Origin of the sequence: Selenomonas timonae (assembly GCF_014250475.1) — a bacterium.
GTDB classification, from domain to species: Bacteria; Bacillota; Negativicutes; order Selenomonadales; family Selenomonadaceae; genus Centipeda; species Centipeda timonae.
The window spans coordinates 2025574-2043383 of sequence record NZ_CP060204.1; the positions used below are offsets into that span (position 1 = coordinate 2025574).

Here is a 17810-nt window from a genome sequence, read left to right on the forward strand (position 1 = left end):
TTCTATCACGACGGCGCGGGGCTGTCAATCCGTGCATGCGCCCATGAGAGCACCGTCTCCCGCATCCCCTTCACATCCAGAACGCCGTGCGCAAAGCCGCGCCGCACGAGCTCCGTCGGGAGGAATTCATCGTACTTGTCAAAAATCGGTACTTCATCGGGATAGAGCAGCTCCATCGGATCAAATTCCTGCGCTGCCTCCTCCGCAAGCACAGCAAAGAACTCCGCAGGTGATGCCTTCATCGTGAACTGCATGAAGTACGGGCGCATGGACTCGAAGCCGCGCAGGCCAATCCGCGCGCCGCAGCGGATGCGCAGGAAGCGCTCGAGCGCGAGAAAGGCATAACTGCCGAGCCACGGTAGGAGCGCGTACATCTCCCCGCCCAGCGGAATGAGCACATCCTCCGCCGCACGCGAGTGACGCGCCGTACTTCGCGCCTGCGTGAGGCGCGCTACGGCGTTCTTCATGAGATACGGCGGCAGCAGCTCCTCACGGAGTACCTGACGCATCCGATGCAGGATATGCGTATGGATGTCTCCGGGACACTCGCCGAAATAGGCGGGCACATTCCCCTTGACCAACTCGCAGTAGATGAGATGACGCTTGCGGTCGACCTCCAGTACGCGCCAGACGTGCCCCGCAATCGCGATCTTCTCCCCGACGGGAGGCGGCGTGACAATCGTTCCAATCTCCTGCGACTCACTCCGCACAGTGTACTCCTCGTTCTCCTGAAAGACACCGTAAAAGCGGAAGGACTGCACGACGCGCTCCCCCGCAAGTCCGACGATCAGTCCGCCGCGCTCCGTCATCTGCAGATGCTCCTGCTGTACGAGATGACGCAGGAGTGTGCGATAGTCCTCCTGCGTGATGCGGTGAAATACGTGCAGCGACAGCACGCGATCCGCAAGTGCGCGCGGCGCAAGTTCCCCGCAGGACGCGGTAATGCTCATCGTCTGATGATAGAGCAGGCTGAACGGCAGACGGTCAAGGCGCGGCGGCTCCACCCATCGCTCCTCAAGATAGAGCTGAATGAGCGCAATCCCCTGCAGCAGCTTCCACGGGATTGTGGCGGGCAGAAGTGCACGCGCCTCGGGCGTATCCTCGCGCACGACGAAGTGCATCTCCTGCGGTTGTCCGCGCCGCCCCGTCCGCCCCATGCGCTGCAGAAACGAGGAGACCGTCCACGGCGCATCGATCTGAAAGGCGCGCTCGAGCCGCCCGATGTCGATGCCGAGCTCGAGCGTCGCCGTTGTACACGTTGTGAAGAGGCTGTCCTCGTCCTTCATGCGCGCCTCTGCCGTCTCACGAAACGCGGCGGAGAGATTGCCGTGGTGGATGAGGAAGCGATCCGGCTCGTGCTGACGCTCACAGTAGGAGCGCAGCGTTGTCGTCACCGCCTCGCACTCCTCGCGCGAGTTGACAAAGACGAGACATTTCTTCCCGCGCGTATGGGCAAAGATATAGCCGAGCCCGGGATCGGCATGCTCGGGCGGCGTATCGGTCGGCGCATCCAGCACGGGCTGCACGCTGATGTCATCGCGCCCGTCCCCCGCCTGTGTGTCTCGCACGTAGAAATGCTCGAGGGAGAGCCGCCACTTGCTCCCCTTTGCCTCGATCTGCGGCACGAAGGTCTGCCGTCCCGTCCCCGCCGCGAGGAAATCCCCAACGCGCTTGGCATCGCCGATCGTCGCCGAGAGACCGATGCGGCGTGGCGTGACGCCTGCGATGCGCGAGAGCCGCTCGATCAGACAGAGCGTCTGCCCGCCACGATCGCCGCGCAGGAGGGAGTGCACCTCGTCGATCACAACGAAGCGCAGGTCACCGAAGAGCTTCGGTATCGCCGCATGACGGTGCAGAAGCAGCGCCTCGAGCGATTCCGGCGTGATCTGCAGGATGCCCGACGGACGCTTCATCAGCCGCGCCTTAAGCGTCTGCCCCACATCACCATGCCAATGCCAGACGGGAATATCCGCCCTGTGGCACAGCTCCGTCAGGCGCTCGAATTGATCGTTAATCAGTGCCTTGAGCGGGCCGATGTAGATACAGCCGACGGAGGTCGGCGGCTCCTCGTGAAAGAGCGTAATGATCGGAAAAAATGCCGCCTCCGTCTTGCCGGAGGCGGTGGATGCCGTCAGGAGGACATGGTCGTCCGTGTGAAAGATCGCCTCTGCCGCCGCAATCTGGATGCCGCGCAGATTCTGCCACTCCTGCTCATAGATATAGTCCCGCACGAAGGGCGCATAGCGCTCAAATACGCTCATAGTTCGAACTCCACAAACTGAGCGCTGATCTCTGCGCCCTCCACCTCGTTCGCGGCGTAGGCAAAATCGTCCGAGCCGAGGAGATCGGCGAGTTTCAGCGCGGGATTCTGATAGATGATGTCGAGCACCTGAATGAAGTCACGAATCACCTCACGTGGCGTGATATGCGTGTCCGCCCCAATGCGTCCAAACTCGATGCGGATGAAGTCCGCAAGATCGTCCTGTGTGACAATCTGCTCGTACTCGTAGAGCCCCGCATGGATGGCAGCGAGCTTTTCGATGAGCACGAGCATCTCCTCATGCGTGAGCGGCGCAAGCCGTATCACGGGCGAGAGCAGATCGCGGTGCTCCCCCGCAAACCGTCCCTCCGCAAGCCGCGAGCGCAGCGCCTCATAGCTGTATACACCACGCCGCGTGTCCTCCATACACGCGGGCGTGCCGCAGAGAATCATGCCGAGGTACTGCGCGCGCCCCTGCATTGCATCGTTATACATCGTGAGAATCTTTTCATAGTTGTACTGGCGCGTGACGGCGTGCGGAATCTTGTAGATGTTCACGAGCTCGTCAATCAGAATTAGCATCCCCGCATAGCCCGCCTGCCGCAGAAACGCGGCAAAGAGTTTCAGATACTCGTACCAGTCGTCGTCCGTGATGATGATGTTCACGCCGAGCTCGTGCCGCGCCTCGGTCTTTGTCGTATACTCCCCGCGAAACCAGCGTGCGACGCGTGCGCGCATATCATCGTCGCCGTCCCGATAGGCATGATAGTAGAGTGTCAGAAGCCGCGTAAAATCAAAGCCGTGCACGAGATCGTTCAGCCCGTAGATGATGGAGGCAATCCGACGATCCACCGCCGCTGAAAAAAGTGGATTATCCGCTGTGATTCCATCCTCCGCCGCAACTTCCTGCTGCACGCGGCTGATCCACCGATCGAGGATGAGCGTGAGAGCACCGCCCTCGGGCGTCGTCTTGGTCGCCATGTTGCGAATCAGTTCGCGATACGTCGCCAACCCCTGCCCGCGCGACCCCTGCAAGCGGCGCTCCGGCGAGAGATCGGCGTCCACCACAACGAAATGCTTCGCCATAACATAGCTGCGGATTGTCTGCAAGAGAAAGCTCTTGCCGCTGCCGTAGCGCCCGACGATGAAGCGAAAGGACGCCCCGCCGCCCTCGATCATCTCCACATCGGAGAGCAGCGCCTCGATCTCGCTGCGCCGTCCGACCGTGATATATGGGAGCCCAATGCGCGGCACGACGCCGCCCTTGAGCGCATTAATGAGCGTCTGCGCAATGCGGCGCGGGATTTTCTTCGACTCATTCGCTGCCATGCAGGTACCTCGCTGTCAATTCATCCAGATAGTCAGGGACAACGGTGGGCGGATCGCCCTCGATCACCGTGTCCGCAAAGTCCTCGTACAGTTTTTCGTTCAGCCCGTCGACCAGTACGGAGAGTATCAGCCCCTCCGCGCGCACCCATGCGAAATCACCATCCGTCAGGAGAGCACGCAGGAGATGCAGCTCGGATGCCGTCAGTTCTGCCGCCCCGTCCGCCGCGGACAACATCTCGGGCGGTGCAGCAACCGCCTCTGCCGCAGGAGGCAAAATCTCCGGAAGCGCAGCGGCTTTCCCCTGTGACGGAGAAAGCAAAGGCATGGACAGCTCTTCCTCCTCCACAACGAGGCGCTCCTGCGTTACATCCGCATCCGCACGAATGCGCGCCAGCTGCGAAAAGTCCAGATGCACACGCCGCGCCTCCACCGCCCGCCGCTCCGCAACAAAGGCGTCAATCTCCTCACGGATGATCTTCGCCTGCCACTGCTTCAGCTTGGGCGGCTGAATCTCAGCGATTCCATAGTGCGCACGCAGAGCGGCATCCAGCCCGCGCAGAAGCGCACCCATGCGCTGCGCCGCGCCGTCTGCACGCTCGTAGGAGTACAGTGTCCAATAGCCGCCCGTGCATTCATAACGGCGCAGCGGATGCATCTGATAGACGCGATCCTGCTCCGTACCGGACGGCTGAAATACGGCGGACGCAAAGAGCCGCACGGGAATTGTCTGCGGCACGGCAATCAGGTCGGCAAACGCACTGACCTGCCGATGCTTTCGGTAGTATTCTGCCACGCGATCCAATACACGGAGTGCGAGGACATTCACATCATCTGTATGGGCGCGATAGAGCTTCGAACGCTCGAGACGATAGGACGAGAGCACGCAGACAGCAGCCATAACCTCCTCTGCGGTGTGCTCCGAACGATGAAGCATCGTGAGTACCGCATCGTCTTGCTGCCGACACGCACCGTTTCCGCGCACGATGATAAGATCGGGATTCAGCCCGTAATAGATGATGAACTCATTCTCCCACTCCGCTATATAGCGCCCGATCTGCGGATCGAGCTCACAATATGCCTCACAGAAATCATGCAGCATCTCATAGGCATCCTGCGCGTCCGCACAGCCGATGAGATGCAGCAGCTCATAGACATAGAGGGATGCGTAGGACATCCCCCGCTTTTCGATCTGCCCGCGCCGCACCGCCGTCCGCCACGTAAAGTAGCCGCGCAGCTCCGCATCTGAGAGCGAGTCATAGGTCGGAAAGTACTGATTGACGACGCCGTGATAGGCATAGTCGTCCTCGTAGTCCGCCATCAGGCGCGCCTGCTTTAGAAACAGCTCTGCACGCGACTGCCAGTAATCACGTGAGGTCGTCACCAGAGAACGCATCGCGCCTATCAGCTTCGGTACGGGCTGCGGTCGCTGCCCTTCGGGCGGAGGCGGGATGCGTTCATCGCGGTAGATCATTCTGAGTGCACGCTGCACCGAGCCCAACTTGCCCTTTCCAGCCATCACACACCCCCGTCCGTCTGTTCGATTTACTCCCCCTATTTTACTACGAATCCCAAAAATAGCAAGAAAATATGCCTCCCGCCGGGCAGCAGGAGGCATATTTTCGATAGAGAGAAAGAAATGTAGGGAATGTATGTGAATTCCGCGGAAGGGAAGGCCGCAGAATACGCACCGAAAGTCAGAGAGTATGAAAGCATATCTGCATTCTTAATATCTCTTGCTTTCATGGATAATATAACGAAATGGCTTTAGAGCGTCTTGTGAAGGACGTTAGAACTTTGTTAGCTTAGGAGTAGACTATCATTAGCGAGCTCGCTGCCCGCCGCCTGCTCGAACATCGACAGAAGGTCACGCGTCGTGAGCCCCTCCTTCTTCTCCTGCGGTACATCGAAGAGAATGCGCCCCTCGTGCAGCATGATGAGGCGGTTGCCGTAGCGCAGCGCGTCCTTCATATTATGCGTAATCATGAGCGTCGTGAGCTGATCCTCTGCAACAATCTGCTGTGTCAGCTCAAGCACCTTCGCCGCCGTCTTGGGATCGAGCGCAGCCGTATGCTCATCGAGGAGCAGCAGATTCGGCTTCACAAGCGTTGCCATGAGCAGCGTCAGCGCCTGACGCTGTCCGCCCGAGAGCAGCCCCACACGCGAGGAGAGGCGATCCTCAAGACCGAGCTTGAGACGCGCCAGCTTCTCGCGGAACACATCGCGCATCTCGCTCGTCGAGCCCCAGCGCAGCGTCGGCGTCTGCCCGCGCCGCGCGGCAATGGCGAGGTTCTCCTCGATCATCATGCGCGCCGCCGTCCCCATCATCGGATCTTGGAAGACACGCCCGATGAACTTCGCACGGCGGTGCTCCGGCCACTTCGTAATGTCCTCGCCCGCGATGGAGATCTTCCCCGTGTCCACGGAGATTGCGCCCGCGATCGCATTCATCAGCGTCGACTTGCCCGCACCGTTGCCGCCGATCACCGTAACGAAATCGCCGGGCTGCAGGTGGAGCGTGATGCCCGAGAGCGCCTTTTTCTCCGTAATCGTCCCCGGGTTGAACGTCTTTTTGATATCCTCAATGCGCAGCATTACTCTGCTCCCTTCTTCATCGCGTGGTATTTCGACTGGATGAGAGGCAGCGAGAGCGCGATTGCCACGAGAATTGCCGTAAAGAGCTTGAGATCATTCGGCGGCATGCCGAGCTGCAGAACGATTGCAATGACCGCGCGATAGACGACCGAGCCGAGCACGACAGAGATCAGCCAGTTCTTGAAGCTGCGCGTGCCGAACAGCACCTCGCCGATGATAACCGACGCGAGACCGATGACGATCGTGCCCGTGCCCATGCCGACATCCGCAAAGCCGTTGCTCTGCGCCACGAGCGCCCCGCAGATGGCAACCATGCCGTTCGACAGGAGAAGTCCCAGAACGATCATAACATCCGTATTGACGCCGTTTGCACGGATCATATGCGGGTTCGCCCCCGTCGCACGGATGGCAGTTCCGAGCTCCGTGCCAAAGAACCAATACGTGAGGAGAATGGCAAGCACAACGACAACCGTACCGATGAGGAGGATATTCGTCGCCGCATCCAGCCCCCAGATATTCCACTCAGTGAACAGCGTTTCCTGCTGCAGGAGCGGGAGATTCGCCTTGCCCATGACGCGCAGATTGATGGAGTAGAGCCCGATCATCGTCAAGATACCTGCAAGCAATGCGGGGATCTTGAGCTTCGTGCAGAAAAAGCCCGTGACAACGCCCGAGATACACCCCGCCGCGCAAGCAGCGAGAATCGCTGTCAGCGGCGTATAGCCCGCCACGAGCATAGACGCGGCGACGGCAGCGCCCAGCGGGAAGCTGCCCTCGACCGTCAGATCGGCAATATCCAATACGCGATAAGTCAGATAGACGCCGAGTGCATAGAGTCCCCAGAGGACACCCTGCGCCGCCGTCGCAATGACGAGATCCATAACGTCACTCCCTATAAGTCCGAAAAAAAAGGTTGTTGCATGAACCTGATGCAGATTTCATGCAACCCCCGTCTTTGTGTCTACGATCGCTTGAAAGGCAGAACACAGTGATTTTTAGCTCCCACCAGCAGGGCGGGGCCTGTGCGCGGAACGCGTAGAAGTAGTGAGCACAGCGAGCCGATAGGGGCGCCCCATGCCCGATGTTTCATCCTTACGGCACAATCGTCGCACCATTCAGCACATCTGCCGGAATCGTGAGACCAATCTTCTCCGCATTCTTCTTGTTGATAACCACCGTGAGATCGCGCGCCGTCTCGATCTTCATATCTGCCGGCTTCGCCTTGCCCTCGAGAATATCAGCAGCCATATCGCCCGTCTGAACGCCAAGCTTGTAGTAGTCAATCCCCTTGGTTGCAAGCCCGCCGGCGGTAACCCCACCGGCAAAAGCGCAAATCACACCTTTTCCTGCGGGATCAGTGACACTCGTGAGCGTCGGCATCGCCGAGGCAATTACATTGTCCGTCGGCTCATAGAACACATCCACCTCGTCGACAATGCTCTGTGCCGCCTGCTGGATGTCGTTGACCGTCGAGATTGTTGCAACACGCACATTCAGCCCCTTGGACTGGGCGTATTCGGTCATCGCCTTGACCTGAATCTCGGAGTTGATCTCGCTCGACGAGTAGATCGTGCCGATCGTCTTTGCATTCGGATAGAGCTTCATCAGGAGATCAATCTGATCGGCAATCGGTGTGAGATCACTCGTTCCCGTGACGTTGCCGCCCGGTGCCTCGTTCGACTTCACCACCTTTGCGCTCACATAATCCGTCACGGCAGTGCCGACAATGGGAATATCCTTCGTCGCATTCGCCGCCGACTGCACCGCAGGGGTCGCAATCGCGCAGATCAGATCCACCTTGTCACTGATAAAGCGCTGTACAATGTTCTGGAGGTTTGACTGATCCGCCTGTGCATTCTGGCGGTCAATCGTGAGATTCTTGCCCTCCTCGTAGCCGCGCGCCTTGAGCCCGTCCACGAACCCACGGTTCGCATCGTCGAGTGCGCTGTGCTCCACGAGCTGAACAATGCCCACTTTATATGTCTTTTCGCCCTTCGCGTCCTGCTGTCCGCAGCCTGCCGACGCCAGAATCCCAAGGGCGGCGATGCCAAGCGCAATACATTTTGCGAGTTTTTTCATCCGCATCGTATCCCCACCTTTACTATTTTATCAGTCCACCAGCGTGGCGTCCTTCAGCACATCCTCCGGAATCGTCAGCCCCAGCTTCGCCGCATTGCCCTTGCTGATGACGAGCGTGAGGTCGCGTGCCGTCTGGATCGGCATATCGGCAGGCTTCTTCTTCCCCTCGAGGATGTCCGCCGCCATATCGCCCGTCTGAACGCCGAGCTTGTAGTAGTCGATGCCATAGGTCGCGAGACAGCCGCCCGTTACCATGAATGGCTCGGCGCAGATGACCGCCTTGCCCGCCGCATCCGTCACACCGACAAGCGTCGGGATGGAGGAGGAAATGACATTGTCCGTCGGCTCATAGAACACATCCACATCATTGACAAGACTCTGTGCCGCCTGTGGGATGTCGTTGACGGTCGAGACCGTCGCCGCACGCACTTTGAGTCCCTTCGATGTGGCGTACTCCGTCATCGCCTTGATCTGGATCTCGGAGTTGACCTCACTCGAGGAGTAGATCGTGCCGATTGTCTTCGCATTCGGATAGAGCTTGATGAGTAGATCGATCTGTTCCTTGATTGGGTTGAGATCGCTCGTCCCCGTGATGTTCGCGCCCGGCTTCTCATTCGTCTGCGCAAGCTTTGCGTTCACATAGTCCGTGATCGCCGTGCCGACAATGGGGATGTCCTTCGTCGCATTTGCAACAGACTGCGCCGCAGGGGTCGCAATCGCGCAGATGAGATCCACCTTGTCGCTGACAAAGCGCTGGGCGATATTCTGGAGATTCGACTGATCCGCCTGTGCATTCTGACGGTCAATCGTGAGATTCTTGCCCTCCTCGTAGCCGCGCGCCTTGAGTCCATCCACGAACCCACGATTCGCCGCATCGAGAGCATTGTGCTCGACCAGCTGGACAATGCCGATCTTATACGACTTCTCACCACTTGCCTGCTGATCGCCGCCGCAGCCCGCCGTCACGCCGAGGCCGAGCACCGCAATGCCGAGAGCGATGGCTTTCATTGCCGTTGTCATCCGCATCGAATTCCCACCTTTTCTGTTATTCTAATTGTGCAATACTTGCTTATTATACATGGGCGTGACGAAAAAAGCTAGTAGTGACGCGATGAAAAATGCCAAAGGGACTGCCATGCGAGGTAAAATCCTCCCACAGCAGTCCCCATCTTATGACATTTGTCCTGTTTTCAGTACATCTTCGAGCGTGTGCCACGCCAGCACCGCGCATTTCACGCGCGCGGGCATATTCGAGATGTTCTTGAGCGCCACCGCCTCATCGAGCTCCTCGAGCACGGCATCGTCCGTCACCTCGCGCTTGATCATCGCGGTGAAGAGCTGCGCAAGCCGGTGCGCCTCCTCGACCGTCTTGCCGCGCATGAGGTCGATCATGATGTCCGTGCTCGCCTGCGAGATCGCGCAGCCAACGCCCGTAAAGGCACCGTCTTTGATGACACCGTCCGCGATCTCGAGCTCGAGGGTGATCTCATCGCCGCAGCTCGGATTGTGCCCGCGCTCGCGCACGGTCGCCGACTCGAGCGCCCCCTTGTTCTCGGGCGCGCGGCTGTGCTCGCCGATGACCTCCGTATAGAGATCGCCGAGCGCCGTTCCCTCAGTCGCCATAGCCGAGCACCCCCCGCACCTTTTTCAGCGCATCGATGAATTGATCGACATCCTCATGCGTATTGTAGAGATAGAAGCTCGCGCGACAGGTCGCATTCTGCCCGAGATAGCGCATGAGCGGCTGCGCGCAGTGATGCCCTGCACGGATCGCAACGCCGTAGCTGTCGAGAATCGACGCCACGTCATGCGGGTGAATGTCCTTCACGTTGAACGTGATGATCCCCGTCTTATTGTCGCGCTTACTGTCGCAGCCGTAGAGCTCCACAAAGGGCAGTTCCCGCAGCTTCGGCAGCGCGTAGGAAATGAGGTCGCGCTCGATCGCCTCAATGCGATCAAATCCCACCTTCTCGAGGTAGTCAATCGCCGCAATCAGCCCCGAGGCGCCGCTGACATTCTGCGTCCCCGCCTCGAACTTCGCGGGCAGCTCCGCATAGGTCGTCTCCTGCTCGCCCACGTACTCGATCATATCTCCGCCGAAGAGGAACGGCGGCATCGCGTCAAGGATATCGTACTTGCCATAGAGCACGCCGATCCCCATTGGAGAGAGCATCTTATGCCCCGAGAATGCAAAGAAGTCCGCATCCATCGCCTGCACGTCCACCGCGATATGCGGCACACTCTGCGAGCCGTCCACGATGATGACCGCCCCGACCGCATGAGCGCGGTCGGCAATCGCGCGCACATCGTTCACCAGGCCGAGCACGTTGGAGACGTGCGTCACGGCGACGATCTTCGTCTTTTCCGTAATCTTGGACGCAATGTCTGCCGCCGAGAGGTTCCCATCCTCCTCGAGATAGATGTATTTCAGCACCGCGCCGCGCGCCTTTGCAACGAACTGCCACGGCACAATATTGCTGTGATGCTCCGAGATCGTGATGACGATCTCATCGCCCTCGCGGATATTCGCACGCCCGTAGCTGTATGCAACGAGGTTCAGTGCCTCCGTCGCATTCTTCGTAAAGATGATCTCCTCCGGCCGCGCCGCCCCGATGAACTGCTGCGTGCGTATGCGCGCCGTCTCGTAGATATCCGTCGCCTTCACCGAGAGCTCATATGCCCCGCGGTGCGGATTCGCGTTGCAGTAGGTGCAGTAGTCGGCGACCGCCTTGATGACCGCCTCCGGCTTCTGCGTCGTCGCACCGTTGTCGAGATAGACAATGGGACGACCGTTCATCTTCGTCTGCAGGATCGGGAAATCCTGCAAATACTCGTTATTCCTGCGCTCCACCCAAAAGTCTCCTCTCAAGGTAGCTGCCGATCTCCGCGCGCAGCTCATCACTCTCGATGCGCGCCAGCACCGGCTCAAAGGACGCCTCGACGATCAGCTGCTGTGCCGCACGATCGTCAAGCCCCCTGCTCATCAGATAGAAGAGCTTCTCCTCATCCATCCGCCCGATGCTCACCGCATGGTGTCCGTCCACATCGCCCTCGTGCGAAAGCATGAGCGGCACGCTGCGGTTGCGCGCGTGGGGCGAGAGGATCATGACCTCCTCGTCCTCCTTGCCGACCGAGCCGCGCGCGCCCTGCACGAAGTCGAGCGTGCCGCGGAACGTCTTGACACTGCGACCCAGGAGCGCACCGCGCACCTGCATATTTGCATCCGTGCGCCACCCCTCCTGCCGTATGACATAGTTAAGGTCGATCTTGCGCGTATCGTCGCCAAAGTAGAGTCCCCAGACATCCGCACACGCCTCATCGCCCGCGAGCGTCACGCGCAGCTCTGACGCCGTATGCGCCGCCCCCGCCTCGACCAGCGTACAGGAGAACAGCCCCCCGCGCGCCACATTTGCATGAATGCGGCTCGCCGCAGGTGCGTCCGTCGGTGCGAACTGGATATACGTGAGCGAGGCTTCCGCCCCCTCCGCAACATCTACATAGATCTCCTGCGCGCCGTTTTCGCGCAGCTCCACAACGTGCTGCACGCGCTCTCCTGCCGCCGCAGAGAGCCGAATCTCATCTCTTGTATCCGCAAGCCCTGCCGGCACAGGGAGATCATTGACCCCCAGCCAGCGCCATGTCGGCATGGGGATACGGCTGAATACGTCCTGCATTGCCATCACCCCATTGTTCCTTCCAACTCGATATTGACCAAATTATTCATCTCCACCGCATACTCGAGCGGCAGTTCCTTTGCAATCGGCTCGACGAAGCCGCGCACAATCATCGCGCGCGCCTCCTCCTCGTCGATGCCGCGGCTCATCAGATAGAAGATCGCCTCGTCACTGATGCGGCCGATCTTCGCCTCGTGTCCGATGTCCACCGCGTCACACGCGACATCCATCACCGGCAGCGTATCGCTGCGGGACTCCGAGTCCAGCATCAGGGACTCGCAGTTGACCGAGCACTTCGCCCCGACCGCGCGCGGCGTCACCTTGACCCCGCTGCGGTAGATTGCAACACCGCCTGACTTCGAGATCGAGCGCGTGCTGATATTCGCCGACGTATTCGGCGCATCGAAGATCACCGTCGCACCCGTGTCCAGCTCCTGCCCCTTCGAGGCGAACGTAATGCCCGTAAACTCGCAGGTCGCATTCTCCCCGTGGAGAATGCTCGTCGGGTAGAGCATGGACACATGCGAGCCGAACGAGCCGGAGACCCATTCCACCGCGCCGTCCTTCTCCACCTTCACGCGCTTCGTATTGAGGTTCATCATATTGCGCGACCAGTTCTCGATCGTCGAGTAGCGCAGACGCGCCCCCTCCTTGACGAACAGCTCGACGCAGCCCGCGTGGAGATTCGTCACATTGTACTTCGGCGCGGAGCATCCCTCGATGAAATGCAGGCTCGCGCCCTTCTCGACAATGATGAGTGTGTGCTCGAACTGCCCTGCGCCCGCCGCATTGAGACGGAAATAGGACTGAAGCGGGATGTCCACCTTCACGCCCTCGGGCACATAGACAAACGAGCCGCCCGACCAGACCGCACCGTGCAGCGCGGCGAACTTATGCGCCTTCGGCGGCACGAGCGTCATGAAATACTGCTGAACGATGTCGCCGTACTCCTGCAGCGCCGTCTCCATATCCGTGTAGACAACGCCCTGCTCCACGAGCGACTCCTGAATCGAGTGATAGACCACCTCGGAGTCGTACTGTGCACCAACACCTGCGAGCGAGGTTTTCTCCGCCTCGGGGATGCCCAGACGGTCGAATGTGTCCTTGATGTCCTCGGGTACCTCATTCCAGTCCCCGACCATCTTCGCATCGGGGCGCACATAGGTCACAATCTCATCCATATTGAGCGGGGAGAGATCGGGTCCCCATGCGGGCATGGGCGTCGCGTGGTAGACCTCGAGCGACTTCAGACGAAAGTCCAGCATCCACTGCGGATCATTCTTGCGCGCCGAAATGTCGCGGATGATCTCCTCGGTCAGTCCCGACTGCGACTTATACGCCGAGCGATCCTCATTCGTAATATCGTAGATCGTCCGCTCAATGTCGGCGACCTGCGTTTTTTTCTTTGGTACGAAATCCTCCATGCGGCTCACCCCACTTTGCCCTGATCCGCGAGGATGCCGCCAAAGCCCTGCTCGTTGATCTGCTGCACGAGCTCCGCGCCGCCCTCGCGCACGATCTTGCCCTGCGCGAGCACATGGACATAGTCTACCTTCAGCTTGTCGAGGATCTTCGCGTTGTGCGTGATGATGAGGCAGGAATTGTCCGCCGTGTGGAACTTCGCCACGCCCTCGGACACGATCTGCACCGCATCCACATCGAGCCCGGAGTCCGTCTCATCGAGGAGCGCGAGCTTCGGTGCGAGCATCAACAGCTGCAAGACCTCGCTGCGCTTCTTCTCACCGCCCGAGAAGCCGACATTCAGATAGCGCTGTGCATAGCTCGGGTCGATCTTCAGCTCCGCCATCATCGCGTTCAGCTCCTTGCGGAACGGCATGAGCTTCACGCGCTCGCCCGTAATCATCTGACGCGCCGTGCGGATCATATTCTCCACCGTAATCCCCGGAATCTCCTCCGGCGTCTGGAACGCGAGGAAAAGACCGCGCCGCGCACGCTCGAACGCGCGCAGCTCGGCGATATCCTCCCCTTCGAGGACGAGACTGCCGCCCGTCATCTCATACTTCGGATGTCCCATGATGACATTCATCAGCGTGGACTTACCGGAGCCGTTCGGTCCCAGAATAACATGCACCTCACCCTTGCGGACCGTGAGGTCGACCCCCTTGAGGATCTCCTTGCCCTCAACACCCGCATGAAGATCCTTTATCTGCAGCAATACATCTGCCATAGTAAACTCTCCTTAAAATACGCTTAGTTTAATCCTTACAAAAATACTCGGGATTGACGTTTTCATCATTGTATGTGCTTTCATATAAAAAGTCAATAACCTAAGACACGATCTATAAACAAAACAAATAATTGAGATTCCTTTTCATAGATCAATGCATAGAAAAAAGCCCGTGAATCATCACGAGCTTATCTTTTGCGGCAACTACCTACTCTCCCACGTCGTCTCCAACGAAGTACCCTCGGCCTTTGAACGCTTAACTACTGTGTTCGGAATGGGAACAGGTGGAACCGTTCAGGCATCATCACCGCATTGCTGAGTGTTGTACACTCAAAACTTCACAGAAGAAACTTCCTTGCAAATGTATTGGGTAAAACTACCTTAGAATGTAGTCAAGCCCTCGACCGATTAGTGCTGGTCAGCTGCACACATTGCTGTGCTTCCACACCCAGCCTATCTACCTTGTCTTCTTCAAGGGGTCTTACTTCCTTATAGGAATGAGATACTTCATCTCGGGACGGGCTTCACGCTTAGATGCTTTCAGCGTTTATCCCTTCCGGACGCAGCTACCCGGCCGTGCCCTTGGCAGGACAACCGGTACACCGTTGGTCCGTCCACTCCGGTCCTCTCGTACTAGGAGCAGCCTCCCTCATGTATCTTGCGCCCGCGATGGATATGGACCGAACTGTCTCACGACGTTCTGAACCCAGCTCACGTACCACTTTAATGGGCGAACAGCCCAACCCTTGGGACCTGCTTCAGCCCCAGGATGTGATGAGCCGACATCGAGGTGCCAAACCTCCCCGTCGATATGGACTCTTGGGAGAGATTAGCCTGTTATCCCCAGGGTAGCTTTTATCCGTTGAGCGATGGCAATTCCACTCTCTTTCCACCGGATCACTAAGCCCTCCTTCCGTCCCTGCTCGACCCGTCAGTCTCGCAGTCAAGCTCCCTTCTGCCTTTATGCGCTGCGCGCGATTTCTATCCGCGCTGAGGGAACCTTTGGACGCCTCCGTTGCTCTTTCGGAGGCGACCGCCCCAGTCAAACTGCCCGCCTGGTACTGTCCCGAACACGGTTAATGTTCCGGTTAGATCCTTAGCATATAAAGGCCGGTATCCCAACGGTGACTCCATCACATCTAGCGATATGACTTCCCAGTCTCCCGGCTATCCTGTACGTTATATGCCAAAGACCAATGCCAAGCTGCAGTAAAGCTCCATGGGGTCTTTCTGTCCAGTCGCGGGTAACCTGCATCTTCACAGGTATTTCAATTTCACCGGGTCCCTCGTTGAGACAGTGCCCAAATCGTTACGCCTTTCGTGCGGGTCGGAACTTACCCGACAAGGAATTTCGCTACCTTAGGACCGTTATAGTTACGGCCGCCGTTTACAGGGGCTTCAGTTCGCTGCTTCACCTCAGGGGCTAACAACTCTCCTTAACCTTCCTGCACCGGGCAGGCGTCAGCACCTATACTTCAGCTTGCGCTTTCGCAGGCACCTGTGTTTGTGGTAAACAGTCGCTTGGGCCTCTTTTCTGCCGCCGCCAACAGCTCCACTTGTAAAAAGCTTCACCATCAACGGCCATCCTTTTCCCGAAGTTACGGATGCATTTTGCCGAGTTCCTTAACGAGGGTTTTCCCGCGCACCTTAGGATTCTCTCCCCGCCTACCTGTGTCGGTTTTGGTACGGGCGGACGTCCTCTCGTTAGAAGCTTTTCTTGGCAGTGTAGTGCAGCTGAATTCAGATTGACCGTAGTCTTTCCTATCTATCGGTTCTCGGCCTTGCAGTATGGGGATTTGCCTCCATACGAGCCTACCGCCTTCGACGTGCTCTTCCATTCGCACGCTCAGCTTCCTTCCTGCGTCACTCCATCCTCAAACGAAGACGCCCGGTACTGGAATTTTCGCCAGTTGTCCATCGCCTATGCTTTTCGCCTCGGCTTAGGTCCCGACTAACCCCGGGACGACGAGCGTTGCCCGGGATACCTTAGGCTTTCGGTGGACAGGATTCTCACCTGTCGTTTCGCTACTCATACCGGCATTCTCACTTCCTGCTCGTCCAGCAGTCCTTCCGGTCTGCCTTCGTCCAAACAGGAACGCTCCCCTACCCAGTGTGTACCTTAGTACACCCTGCCGCGGCTTCGGTTCTGTGCTTTAGCCCCGGATATTTTCGGCGCAGGGCCTCTCGACCAGTGAGCTATTACGCACTCTTTTAATGGTGGCTGCTTCTGAGCCAACATCCTGGTTGTTTTCGAAGTCCTACATCCTTCTCCACTTAGCACAGCATTTGGGACCTTAGCCGGCGGTCTGGGCTGTTTCCCTCTTGAATACGGGTCTTATCACTCGCATTCTGACTCCCAGGCTGCCCATATGAGCCATTCGTAGTTTGACTGGGGTCGGTAGGCTTTACGCCCCCTTGCCCGATCAGTGCTCTACCGTCTCTATGGTTATTCGCCTGAGGCTAGCCCTAAAGCTATTTCGGGGAGAACCAGCTATCTCCACGTTCGATTGGCATTTCACCCCTATACACATCTCATCCCAACATTTTTCAACATGCACGGGTTCGGTCCTCCACTCATTTTTACCTGAGCTTCAACCTGGACATGTATAGATCACTGTGGTTTCGGGTCTAATCCATGCTACTTTTCGCCCTCTTAAGACTCGCTTTCGCTTCGGCTCCGCGTCTCCCGCTTAACCTCGCAGCATAAATTAACTCGCCGGTTCATTCTTCAATAGGCACGCCGTCGCACATGTAAAGTGCTCCGACTGTTTGTAGACATACGGTTTCAGGTTCTATTGCACTCCCCTCCCGGGGTTCTTTTCACCTTTCCCTCACGGTACTCATCGCTATCGGTCGTTTCGATGTATTTAGCCTTGGATGGTGGTCCACCCTGCTTCCCACTGGGTTCCTCGTGCCCTGTGGTACTCTGGATCCCTGCCCGCTTTTCACTCTTTCGTGTACGAGGGTCTCACTCTCTTTGCCGCACCTTCCCAGATGCTTCCACTAAAGTGTCCGGTTTGTTGCAGGTCCGCAACCCCAAGAAACCGAAGTCTCTTGGTTTGGGCTCCTCCCGTTTCGCTCGCCGCTACTCAGGGAATCTCTTTGATTTCTTTTCCTCCGACTACTTAGATGTTTCAGTTCATCGGGTGTTTTCCTCTTGCATAAAGTGCAAGATGACGGGACGTTACTCCCGCCGGGTTGCCCCATTCGGAAATCTGCGGGTCATAGCTTACTTGCAGCTCGCCGCAGCTTATCGCAGCTTATCGCGTCCTTCTTCGTTTCGAAACGCCTAGGCATCCGCCGTATGCCCTTGTTCGCTTGACTTACTGTTCTCCTTCGATGTTAGGGACACCGCATCTCCCACCGCCTGCTGTGTCGGCTCAGTCAACGTAGCGAACTACGTTTCCTTGCGCCTCCTTGCATCCGGCAGAATCTTCGGCGTCGATCTCACATCGGCGCAGAACTCAACTTTTCATGATTTCTCACGAAAGTCATCATCTTGCGATAAAAGGTATTTTCGCTTTATCCTAATTTGCTTGGGAAAATCTATTCTGTTCTTTTCTACCTTGCGGTAGAAGACCTCAGTGAGGAAAACTTTATGCATGAGTACACAAAGTCTCCCTTGTTTTAGATTTTCTTGTTTCTTCTGTGCAGTTTTCAGTGAACAATAAGGACTACCTCAGAGACT

Annotated in this window: 12 protein-coding genes and 2 rRNA genes; all 14 read right to left on the reverse strand. The window is 58.0% G+C overall.

Going from position 1 to position 17810, the window contains the following annotated elements:
* Positions 1–5 precede the first annotated feature (5 nt).
* Positions 6–2261, reverse strand: a complete 2256-nt coding sequence (locus tag H1B31_RS09735; RefSeq protein ID WP_185980173.1) for a DEAD/DEAH box helicase — start codon at positions 2259–2261, stop codon at positions 6–8.
* Positions 2258–3589, reverse strand: coding sequence for an ATP-binding protein (locus tag H1B31_RS09740; RefSeq protein ID WP_185980174.1), 1332 nt, complete (start codon positions 3587–3589; stop codon positions 2258–2260). Before H1B31_RS09740 ends, H1B31_RS09735 begins: the two co-directional genes overlap by 4 nt.
* A complete protein-coding gene (locus tag H1B31_RS09745) occupies positions 3576–5105 on the reverse strand; it encodes a TerB N-terminal domain-containing protein (RefSeq protein WP_185980175.1) in 1530 nt (509 codons plus the stop codon). The genes H1B31_RS09740 and H1B31_RS09745 overlap by 14 nt, the downstream gene beginning before the upstream one ends.
* A gap of 281 nt (positions 5106–5386) precedes the next feature.
* Positions 5387–6181, reverse strand: a complete 795-nt coding sequence (locus H1B31_RS09750; RefSeq protein ID WP_185980176.1) for an ABC transporter ATP-binding protein — start codon at positions 6179–6181, stop codon at positions 5387–5389.
* Complete coding sequence (locus H1B31_RS09755) at positions 6181–7062, reverse strand: ABC transporter permease (RefSeq protein WP_185980177.1); 882 nt, start codon at positions 7060–7062, stop codon at positions 6181–6183. Before H1B31_RS09755 ends, H1B31_RS09750 begins: the two co-directional genes overlap by 1 nt.
* A gap of 211 nt (positions 7063–7273) precedes the next feature.
* The gene (locus H1B31_RS09760; protein WP_009439987.1) at positions 7274–8266 is read right to left on the reverse strand and encodes an ABC transporter substrate binding protein; all 993 of its coding nucleotides are present in this window, start codon (positions 8264–8266) and stop codon (positions 7274–7276) included.
* 24 nt (positions 8267–8290) lie between these two features.
* Positions 8291–9286, reverse strand: coding sequence for an ABC transporter substrate-binding protein (locus tag H1B31_RS09765; protein ID WP_185980178.1), 996 nt, complete (start codon positions 9284–9286; stop codon positions 8291–8293).
* A 144-nt stretch (positions 9287–9430) separates the two neighbouring features.
* On the reverse strand, positions 9431–9883 hold the full coding sequence (gene sufU / locus H1B31_RS09770) for a Fe-S cluster assembly sulfur transfer protein SufU (protein ID WP_185980179.1): 453 nt from the start codon (positions 9881–9883) through the stop codon (positions 9431–9433).
* Positions 9873–11111 (reverse strand): cysteine desulfurase, encoded by a 1239-nt coding sequence (locus tag H1B31_RS09775; RefSeq protein ID WP_185980180.1) that lies wholly within the window; start codon positions 11109–11111, stop codon positions 9873–9875. The genes sufU and H1B31_RS09775 overlap by 11 nt, the downstream gene beginning before the upstream one ends.
* Positions 11095–11940, reverse strand: a complete 846-nt coding sequence (locus H1B31_RS09780) for a SufB/SufD family protein (RefSeq protein WP_185980181.1) — start codon at positions 11938–11940, stop codon at positions 11095–11097. The genes H1B31_RS09775 and H1B31_RS09780 overlap by 17 nt, the downstream gene beginning before the upstream one ends.
* Positions 11940–13358 carry a Fe-S cluster assembly protein SufB gene (gene sufB, locus H1B31_RS09785; protein ID WP_009655721.1) on the reverse strand — a complete coding sequence of 473 codons (1419 nt, stop codon included), beginning with the start codon at positions 13356–13358 and terminating at the stop codon, positions 11940–11942. Before sufB ends, H1B31_RS09780 begins: the two co-directional genes overlap by 1 nt.
* Positions 13359–13363: 5 nt before the next feature.
* Positions 13364–14122, reverse strand: coding sequence for a Fe-S cluster assembly ATPase SufC (gene sufC / locus H1B31_RS09790; RefSeq protein ID WP_185980182.1), 759 nt, complete (start codon positions 14120–14122; stop codon positions 13364–13366).
* A gap of 195 nt (positions 14123–14317) precedes the next feature.
* A 5S ribosomal RNA gene (rrf, locus tag H1B31_RS09795) occupies positions 14318–14434 on the reverse strand.
* Positions 14435–14510: 76 nt separating this feature from the next.
* Positions 14511–17446: ribosomal RNA gene (locus H1B31_RS09800) — 23S ribosomal RNA — on the reverse strand.
* Positions 17447–17810 lie beyond the last annotated feature (364 nt).

Excerpts from the sequence above, each read along its gene's own strand:
- sufC (WP_185980182.1), bottom strand. The coding sequence starts at position 14,122 with ATGGCAGATGTATTGCTGCAGATAAAGGATCTTCATGCGGGTGTTGAG.
- H1B31_RS09765 (WP_185980178.1), bottom strand. The coding sequence starts at position 9,286 with ATGCGGATGACAACGGCAATGAAAGCCATCGCTCTCGGCATTGCGGTG.
- H1B31_RS09780 (WP_185980181.1), bottom strand. The coding sequence starts at position 11,940 with ATGGCAATGCAGGACGTATTCAGCCGTATCCCCATGCCGACATGGCGC.
- H1B31_RS09755 (WP_185980177.1), bottom strand. The coding sequence starts at position 7,062 with ATGGATCTCGTCATTGCGACGGCGGCGCAGGGTGTCCTCTGGGGACTC.
- sufU (WP_185980179.1), bottom strand. The coding sequence starts at position 9,883 with ATGGCGACTGAGGGAACGGCGCTCGGCGATCTCTATACGGAGGTCATC.
- sufB (WP_009655721.1), bottom strand. The coding sequence starts at position 13,358 with ATGGAGGATTTCGTACCAAAGAAAAAAACGCAGGTCGCCGACATTGAG.
- H1B31_RS09740 (WP_185980174.1), bottom strand. The coding sequence starts at position 3,589 with ATGGCAGCGAATGAGTCGAAGAAAATCCCGCGCCGCATTGCGCAGACG.
- H1B31_RS09760 (WP_009439987.1), bottom strand. The coding sequence starts at position 8,266 with ATGCGGATGAAAAAACTCGCAAAATGTATTGCGCTTGGCATCGCCGCC.
- H1B31_RS09745 (WP_185980175.1), bottom strand. The coding sequence starts at position 5,105 with ATGGCTGGAAAGGGCAAGTTGGGCTCGGTGCAGCGTGCACTCAGAATG.
- H1B31_RS09750 (WP_185980176.1), bottom strand. The coding sequence starts at position 6,181 with ATGCTGCGCATTGAGGATATCAAAAAGACGTTCAACCCGGGGACGATT.
- H1B31_RS09735 (WP_185980173.1), bottom strand. The coding sequence starts at position 2,261 with ATGAGCGTATTTGAGCGCTATGCGCCCTTCGTGCGGGACTATATCTAT.